The following is a 7,765-nucleotide window of genomic DNA, read 5'->3' on the forward strand; positions in this document are numbered from 1 at the left end:
TATTAAGCAAGAGAAGTTTGATGTTGTGCTTGTATATCGTCTTGATCGTTTTGAAGCTTATGGACTTACATAAGGTTGCTTTTTAGTCCTCTACAGAAGTGTTTGACACTTCTAGTGCTACTGGGAAGAATGGTTTACACAATCATTAGGACGCTGGCTCAGTGGGAGCGTGAAACGATTAGAAAACATATTTTGAGATTACGTTGTAGAGAATCGAAACGGCTAAAAATTTACACACAAGATAATTAGCCTTTCAAAACACATCTTCCCTCTCCCCTCATGCAAAAAAACCCACCTAATTCAGGTGAGTCATGTCACACTATCCCTTTATCTTCACATCATATGCCTTCAACCAGTAATCCATCTGGATAAAATGAGCAAGAAGTTGAGGCTCGGTCATAAGTTGCCTGAGCTATCTGCTGGTGTGCTTAGCTTTTAACTAAGTTTTCATCACAAAGTTGAATACACTTTTTATATGTTTGTGATAAATAATCAAGGTCTGTGTCAATAAGTGGTTCAAACATAAAGGAATTTATATGAATATGTTCAGGAGTTAGTATCATAACCTTTTCCAATAGTTCTCTAGTGTCTTCATTAATAATTCTCGTACTACTTATGACTTGATCATAAAGATAATAAGTTTGATTTGGTACATCCTTAACAAATTCCTTTTCTAATAATTTAAGCATTAACTCTTCAGCTTTTAACCTAATTGCCATCGACAAAACAATTTTATTTTCAAGGGAATTACTAGGACTCTCTGTTTCAATAATCTGATTCGTACAATCATATATTGTATCTAAAACACGTTTAGATTCTAATTTTACTAATAAATTCTGATTAACCTTAACATCAGGTATAATATCCTTATATATTTGAAACAAAGTATTCCACTTTATCTCTTTCGTGTCTTTTTTAATATGCAATAAAGATGTAAGAGTCTTAAACCACTTCTTATTATTAATTATCTCATCTAAATTTCTAAAAAAAGGAATTGAAGCACAAGGAATAATTGCAGATTCCTCCTCCTTTTTCATTGTAGCTATCCAGAAAGAAAAAACATTTTTCAAATAGACTCCTTCTTTATTAGGTCGACCATTACCAGTAAGTATAATTTTTTTGTTTTTTAACCTTGATGCAAAACATTTGTTTCGGTCAATTTTCAATCTAGAGCAACATTGCCTGAAAAAATCATAATTATGCGTAAGTATTAACATATCAATATTTTCAAATTCACTTATATCTTTTAAATAATGAATCATTGCATGTTTATTTTTATAATCAAAAGAATCAGCTATATCATCAAAAACAATTAAATGTCTCTTATTGTCAACAACGGATTGAAATTCCCTCTTTTCAACGGTCCCAAATTCCCTTTTATCCCAAGGTTCATTGTTGCGCAGTACAATAATACTGGAATTACCAAAAATATGAAGAGACAGTTGCATTCTAATTAAATGTCTTTTCGTATTTGATCTATACTCAGTAGATAAACTTCTATTTCAGATGACTTTGTGAAGTAATGCACTTAAATTAATAGGCGCTATTGTTGAATAAGAGTAGAAAAAAAATTGATCTACTCAAGGAAATGGAGAAATACTCTCACAGCATCGAAATAGGACGATTCAAGCTGATTGCAATAAATAGTGAATTGGAAAGAGAAGTGCAGCGTGAGCAATTCTATCATGAACTTGCACACATCCTAAGACGACATTATGTTTCGCTCCCTTCTAATATGCAAAAAAACCCACCTAATTCAGGTGAGTCATGTCACACTATCCCTTTATCTTCACATCATATCCGGACGACAAATCATGATGCCAAAAGCTTTTAGAGAACTGCCATCCCATTTGTGATAGTCGTTCGAATAAAAATAATCCACCTAGCCTCGTAAGCTCAAGGGTGGATTATTTTTTTTGGTTAAATGACAGTACAGCTACAATCAATGTTGCAAATGTAATCATCAGCACCAAAGCTTGAAACACCGTCATTGGCATCACCCCCTTTCTGTTTGGGGATGCGCCGACCACCCTTGAGTTTCCCTATCCTATTAAATTGAATTATATCACATATTTTCCTTGTATGCTCACTTATCTCACGCTAAAACAGAATATACGTTCGTGTTATATTTTTCTATTTTGCAAGCATAACTTAGTAAATGAGGTGTTCCCCCATGCGTTGCGTTATTTACCGTCGTGTAAGTACAGAAGACCAGGTAAAGGAATGGTTTTTCCCTCGAGTTGTTGTATCTTTTAATAAAACTATTGAACACATAGGAAGTACTTCTGTTGAAGGGTTAGGTGCTAAACCCTTATCTTTAGATGCATCTCATCCTAAGACACGCCGGACGACAAATCATGATGCCAAAAGCTTTTAGAGAACTGCCATCCCATTTGTGATAGTCGTTCGAATAAAAATAATCCACCTAGCCTCGTAAGCTCAAGGGTGGATTATTTTTTTTGGTTAAATGACAGTACAGCTACAATCAATGTTGCAAATGTAATCATCAGCACCAAAGCTTGAAACACCGTCATTGGCATCACCCCCTTTCTGTTTGGGGATGCGCCGACCACCCTTGAGTTTCCCTATCCTATTAAATTGAATTATATCACATATTTTCCTTGTATGCTCACTTATCTCACGCTAAAACAGAATATACGTTCGTGTTATATTTTTCTATTTTGCAAGCATAACTTAGTAAATGAGGTGTTCCCCCATGCGTTGCGTTATTTACCGTCGTGTAAGTACAGAAGACCAGGTAAAGGAATGGTTTTTCCCTCGAGTTGTTGTATCTTTTAATAAAACTATTGAACACATAGGAAGTACTTCTGTTGAAGGGTTAGGTGCTAAACCCTTATCTTTAGATGCATCTCATCCTAAGACACGCCGGACGACAAATCATGATGCCAAAAGCTTTTAGAGAACTGCCATCCCATTTGTGATAGTCGTTCGAATAAAAATAATCCACCTAGCCTCGTAAGCTCAAGGGTGGATTATTTTTTTTGGTTAAATGACAGTACAGCTACAATCAATGTTGCAAATGTAATCATCAGCACCAAAGCTTGAAACACCGTCATTGGCATCACCCCCTTTCTGTTTGGGGATGCGCCGACCACCCTTGAGTTTCCCTATCCTATTAAATTGAATTATATCACATATTTTCCTTGTATGCTCACTTATCTCACGCTAAAACAGAATATACGTTCGTGTTATATTTTTCTATTTTGCAAGCATAACTTAGTAAATGAGGTGTTCCCCCATGCGTTGCGTTATTTACCGTCGTGTAAGTACAGAAGACCAGGTAAAGGAATGGTTTTTCCCTCGAGTTGTTGTATCTTTTAATAAAACTATTGAACACATAGGAAGTACTTCTGTTGAAGGGTTAGGTGCTAAACCCTTATCTTTAGATGCATCTCATCCTAAGACACGCCGGACGACAAATCATGATGCCAAAAGCTTTTAGAGAACTGCCATCCCATTTGTGATAGTCGTTCGAATAAAAATAATCCACCTAGCCTCGTAAGCTCAAGGGTGGATTATTTTTTTTGGTTAAATGACAGTACAGCTACAATCAATGTTGCAAATGTAATCATCAGCACCAAAGCTTGAAACACCGTCATTGGCATCACCCCCTTTCTGTTTGGGGATGCGCCGACCACCCTTGAGTTTCCCTATCCTATTAAATTGAATTATATCACATATTTTCCTTGTATGCTCACTTATCTCACGCTAAAACAGAATATACGTTCGTGTTATATTTTTCTATTTTGCAAGCATAACTTAGTAAATGAGGTGTTCCCCCATGCGTTGCGTTATTTACCGTCGTGTAAGTACAGAAGACCAGGTAAAGGAATGGTTTTTCCCTCGAGTTGTTGTATCTTTTAATAAAACTATTGAACACATAGGAAGTACTTCTGTTGAAGGGTTAGGTGCTAAACCCTTATCTTTAGATGCATCTCATCCTAAGACACGCCGGACGACAAATCATGATGCCAAAAGCTTTTAGAGAACTGCCATCCCATTTGTGATAGTCGTTCGAATAAAAATAATCCACCTAGCCTCGTAAGCTCAAGGGTGGATTATTTTTTTTGGTTAAATGACAGTACAGCTACAATCAATGTTGCAAATGTAATCATCAGCACCAAAGCTTGAAACACCGTCATTGGCATCACCCCCTTTCTGTTTGGGGATGCGCCGACCACCCTTGAGTTTCCCTATCCTATTAAATTGAATTATATCACATATTTTCCTTGTATGCTCACTTATCTCACGCTAAAACAGAATATACGTTCGTGTTATATTTTTCTATTTTGCAAGCATAACTTAGTAAATGAGGTGTTCCCCCATGCGTTGCGTTATTTACCGTCGTGTAAGTACAGAAGACCAGGTAAAGGAATTCCCCAATCTTGACCATAGTTTCGCCACTCCGTTAGCGTTTTGTTTTGAAACTATTGTCCGTTATTTTAGGGGAATTTGAAACCGTTGTTATTAGGGATTTTATCACCGATGCTTACACTTATCAGATTTTTTTATAGTTTCCATTTTAAAAATCACGTTTAGAAAGTATAGAGCTCTTTTTTCACCAGTACTAAGAACTCCTTGTAAGTCATCAAAACCCTTTACCTTTTTTTCTGCTGAAGTTCTATCTTTATATTCAAATACAATCTTGGGTATTTGAGTCCTTAAGATAACATCACTCAAATTTTCTATATGCAAGTTAAACGGTACAATAAATCTATCATTAAATTACCTCTTGCCATTTTGTTCTAGTTTCATTTGCCTTTTTTTCTAATTGTTCCAATAGTATTTTATTTGACTCCAGCATAGTGCAGAAATCAAATATTAACTCACGTAAAGAATTTAAATTTGACAACCAGAAATTCTTTTCTAAAGTATGCTCTTGATCAATTAAAGTAACCATCCAAGGGTTACTTGTTAATATATCCCTCAGTTTTTTTGTTTTTGCATTTTTCAGAAGAGATTCTATATCATCAAATATGGCTTTCATTTCAGGTTTAGTAAAAATCTTTTGTTTCTCAAGTTCAATTAATTTCAGATAATCTTTTTTATTTTCTATTTTTGTTCCATCTTTCAGTAATAACGTATGTGAAGATTCAAAGAAACCTACGCTAGCCAAAGTTTTTGATAAAGTAGTAGCATTTGCTGGGTCAAAACCTTTTTTCGAGAATAAATCAGAACTTTCTAATAAATCGTTATACCAACAATATTTCGTTATCTTCTGGTATGATTTATGTATGAGATTGGTTATATTGTAAAGTTCTTCACTTAAACTAACGGGCAGTAATGTTGAACAAGGGACATTTACTAAATGAATTAGGGGAGGAAGGAATGGATAAGGAAATAAGAATTGAAGAGTACAATCCAAATTGGTCGAAACAATTTGAAAATGAAAAAGCGAAACTAAAAGAAATGCTATCTGACAAGGTTATATCTATTGAACACATAGGAAGTACTTCTGTTGAAGGGTTAGGTGCTAAACCCATTTTAGATATTGCTATTGGAGTAAATGATTTTGAGGTAGTTAACGAATTCATTGAGCCTTTGAAACAAATAGGATACGAATTTGTCTATCATAAAGAGTTTCCTGAAAGACGCTTTTTTAGAAAGGGAAAATGGAGGGCTGGTACACATCATTTGCATTTTTATCAGTTTGAAGGAGAACACTGGAACGATCAAATTTTGTTCAGAAATTATTTAAGAAGTAATCCTGATGTTTCAAAAGAATATCATCAATTAAAGGTTAATTTAGCAGAAAAGTTTCGTTTTGACAGAGTTTCATATACTGAAAATAAGGCTTCTTTTATCCATAATGTATTACAAAAAGCCAAGAAAGAAGAACAATAAATATGAATTTCATTGTGCTAAAGGGGGCGTTAGTTAAACAAGAGCTATCATTTATAAATGATCTTTGCTGCATAGTATACTTTGTAAAATTAAATAAGCATTAAATACGTTAGGCATTGATGTGCCGACGTTTTTTTATCATGTCTCACATTATATGAATTAAGTTAATTTGTTTATTAAGACCGCTTTCTAGACCCCTACCATAACAACAAAAAGAGCGTGACCACACGCTATAAAATGTGTAACATTATATAAATGTCTTTAATTTTAAGGCTTTTAAAAGTTGTTGTATCTTTTAATAAAACAAGGATACTGTGCAGCAAGTAATTAACCAACTGCACATAGGTAAGAATAGTTAGATAATTCTTTTAATTTTTTATTTTCTGCTATTATTTATATGTGGATGTTGGTTACCTTGTGAAGTTATTCACTTAAACTAACGGAGCAGATTGGAGGAAATAAAGCTGATTGCAGTAAATAGTACATTGGAAAAAGAAGTGCAGCGTGAGCAGTTTTATCATGAGCTTGCACACATCCTAAGACACGCCAGACGACAAATCATGATGCCAAAAGCTTTTAGAGAACTGCAAGAATGGGATGCAAATAACTTTACGAGGTATGCAGCATTGCCATTACATATGCTAAGAGAGTTTAATTAGAATGATGACAATATCATTGATCAGCTTTCTGAAGAATTTAAGGTTACAAAAGGACTTTGCGAGTATCGACTTGAGAGGATTTATGCGAATCTAATTAACATTCGTAAGTGAAGATGAAGAGATTAAAATGAATTATATAATAAAGTTTTAATAAATGGTGTTATAATGTTATACTTGTAGTATAAAGAGAATATAATAAAAAAGACCGATGATGCTGCCAACATCAACGGCCAAGCAATAGAGTTGCCCTCAATAGGCGCGGCTCATTTGGTTAAGTGAAATAGACCAACCCCGAAGTTGATCGGCTCAAGGGAGGTCTATTTCTTTTTGTCTTTAGACAGTAGTACAACGAGAACGCCAAAAGCAATCATCAGCGATAGTGCTTCGTATACTGTCATAAGCCTCACCCCCTTTCTATCGGGAGTGAGCCAGACCACCCTTGAGGAGCCTTATTCTATTGCCTTAACGATTATACCACAATTTCCAGTTGTTTACCCTCCCTATCTACGTTAAAATAAGAACAAACATTCCCGTTTTATTTTCAATACATTACATAAACTAAATAATATGAAACAGAGGTGATCCCCCATGCGTTGCGTTATTTACCGTCGTGTAAGTACAGAAGACCAGGTAAAGGAATGGTTTTTCCCTCGAAGCTCAAAGGATGCGTCTAACCGCTTTTGCTGAATCACAAGGCTGGATGATTGTGGATGATTACGTGGATGAAGGCTTCTCAGCAAAGAACACGAATCGCCCTGCTATGCAGCGTTTGATTGCTGATATTAAGCAAGAGAAGTTTGATGTTGTGCTTGTATATCATCTTGACCGTTTTGAAGCTTATGGACTTACATAAGGTTGCTTTTTAGTCCTCTACAGAAAGTGTTTGCCACATCAAGTGCTACTGGGAAGAATGTTTACACAATCATTAGGACGCTGGCTCAGCGGGAGCGTGAAACGATTAAAAAACATTTTGATCTTGTTTGTAAATTTTTAGTGATTTCGCTCCTCTACAACACATCTTCCCTCTCCCCTCATGCAAAAAAACCCACCTAAATCAGGTGAGTCATGTCACACTATCCCTTTATCTTCACATCATATGTCTTCAACCAGTAATCCATCTGGATAAAATGAGCAAGAAGTTGAGGGCCGGTCATAAGTTGACCAAAATACGGCTTTGTAAACGCCTTGCCTCCTGTTTCTGCTAGGTTTCGGAGCTTTTCTCGGCTGGCAAATTCGAAAAG

Annotated in this window: 12 protein-coding genes; 4 read left to right on the forward strand and 8 right to left on the reverse strand. The window is 35.4% G+C overall.

Features of this window, described 5'->3' with window-relative positions; genetic code table 11:
• Positions 1–428: 428 nt before the first annotated feature.
• Entirely contained in the window at positions 429–1,448 is a 1,020-nt protein-coding gene (locus BLT_RS21915; protein WP_017728200.1) for a hypothetical protein, read from the reverse strand.
• Positions 1,449–1,588: 140 nt separating this feature from the next.
• On the opposite strand from BLT_RS21915, the gene BLT_RS23185 reads away from it, so the two are divergent.
• Positions 1,589–1,834, forward strand: a complete 246-nt coding sequence (locus BLT_RS23185; protein ID WP_236611097.1) for an ImmA/IrrE family metallo-endopeptidase — start codon at positions 1,589–1,591, stop codon at positions 1,832–1,834.
• A gap of 73 nt (positions 1,835–1,907) precedes the next feature.
• Here BLT_RS23185 and BLT_RS24960 read toward each other — a convergent pair whose 3' ends face one another.
• From BLT_RS24960 to BLT_RS23745, 6 genes are all read right to left on the reverse strand, one after another.
• Positions 1,908–1,997 carry a putative holin-like toxin gene (locus BLT_RS24960; protein ID WP_394295513.1) on the reverse strand — a complete coding sequence of 30 codons (90 nt, stop codon included), beginning with the start codon at positions 1,995–1,997 and terminating at the stop codon, positions 1,908–1,910.
• 453 nt (positions 1,998–2,450) lie between these two features.
• Positions 2,451–2,540, reverse strand: a complete 90-nt coding sequence (locus BLT_RS24965) for a putative holin-like toxin (protein WP_394295513.1) — start codon at positions 2,538–2,540, stop codon at positions 2,451–2,453.
• 453 nt (positions 2,541–2,993) lie between these two features.
• Positions 2,994–3,083 (reverse strand): putative holin-like toxin, encoded by a 90-nt coding sequence (locus BLT_RS24970; RefSeq protein ID WP_394295513.1) that lies wholly within the window; start codon positions 3,081–3,083, stop codon positions 2,994–2,996.
• Positions 3,084–3,536: 453 nt separating this feature from the next.
• Positions 3,537–3,626 carry a putative holin-like toxin gene (locus tag BLT_RS24975; RefSeq protein ID WP_394295513.1) on the reverse strand — a complete coding sequence of 30 codons (90 nt, stop codon included), beginning with the start codon at positions 3,624–3,626 and terminating at the stop codon, positions 3,537–3,539.
• A 453-nt stretch (positions 3,627–4,079) separates the two neighbouring features.
• Positions 4,080–4,169, reverse strand: a complete 90-nt coding sequence (locus BLT_RS24980; protein WP_394295513.1) for a putative holin-like toxin — start codon at positions 4,167–4,169, stop codon at positions 4,080–4,082.
• 572 nt (positions 4,170–4,741) lie between these two features.
• Positions 4,742–5,386 carry a hypothetical protein gene (locus BLT_RS23745; protein ID WP_152414350.1) on the reverse strand — a complete coding sequence of 215 codons (645 nt, stop codon included), beginning with the start codon at positions 5,384–5,386 and terminating at the stop codon, positions 4,742–4,744.
• Between BLT_RS23745 and BLT_RS0112900 the strand changes: the two genes are divergently transcribed.
• Positions 5,350–5,865, forward strand: a complete 516-nt coding sequence (locus BLT_RS0112900) for a GrpB family protein (protein ID WP_017728202.1) — start codon at positions 5,350–5,352, stop codon at positions 5,863–5,865. The two genes, BLT_RS23745 and BLT_RS0112900, sit on opposite strands and share 37 nt — an antisense overlap.
• A gap of 449 nt (positions 5,866–6,314) precedes the next feature.
• Complete coding sequence (locus BLT_RS21920; RefSeq protein ID WP_236611096.1) at positions 6,315–6,524, forward strand: ImmA/IrrE family metallo-endopeptidase; 210 nt, start codon at positions 6,315–6,317, stop codon at positions 6,522–6,524.
• Between the two features lie 317 nt (positions 6,525–6,841).
• On the opposite strand, the gene BLT_RS24985 is transcribed toward BLT_RS21920, so the two are convergent.
• Positions 6,842–6,922: a putative holin-like toxin gene (locus tag BLT_RS24985; protein ID WP_394295514.1), complete on the reverse strand. Its 81-nt coding sequence runs from the start codon at positions 6,920–6,922 to the stop codon at positions 6,842–6,844.
• A 266-nt stretch (positions 6,923–7,188) separates the two neighbouring features.
• Here BLT_RS24985 and BLT_RS24495 point away from each other — a divergent pair, with 266 nt between their 5' ends.
• Positions 7,189–7,377: a recombinase family protein gene (locus BLT_RS24495; RefSeq protein WP_017728204.1), complete on the forward strand. Its 189-nt coding sequence runs from the start codon at positions 7,189–7,191 to the stop codon at positions 7,375–7,377.
• The last annotated feature ends 388 nt before the right edge of the window (positions 7,378–7,765 follow it).

Origin of the sequence: Halalkalibacterium ligniniphilum (assembly GCF_000334155.1) — a bacterium.
Classification (GTDB): domain Bacteria; phylum Bacillota; class Bacilli; order Bacillales; family Bacillaceae_D; genus Halalkalibacterium; species Halalkalibacterium ligniniphilum.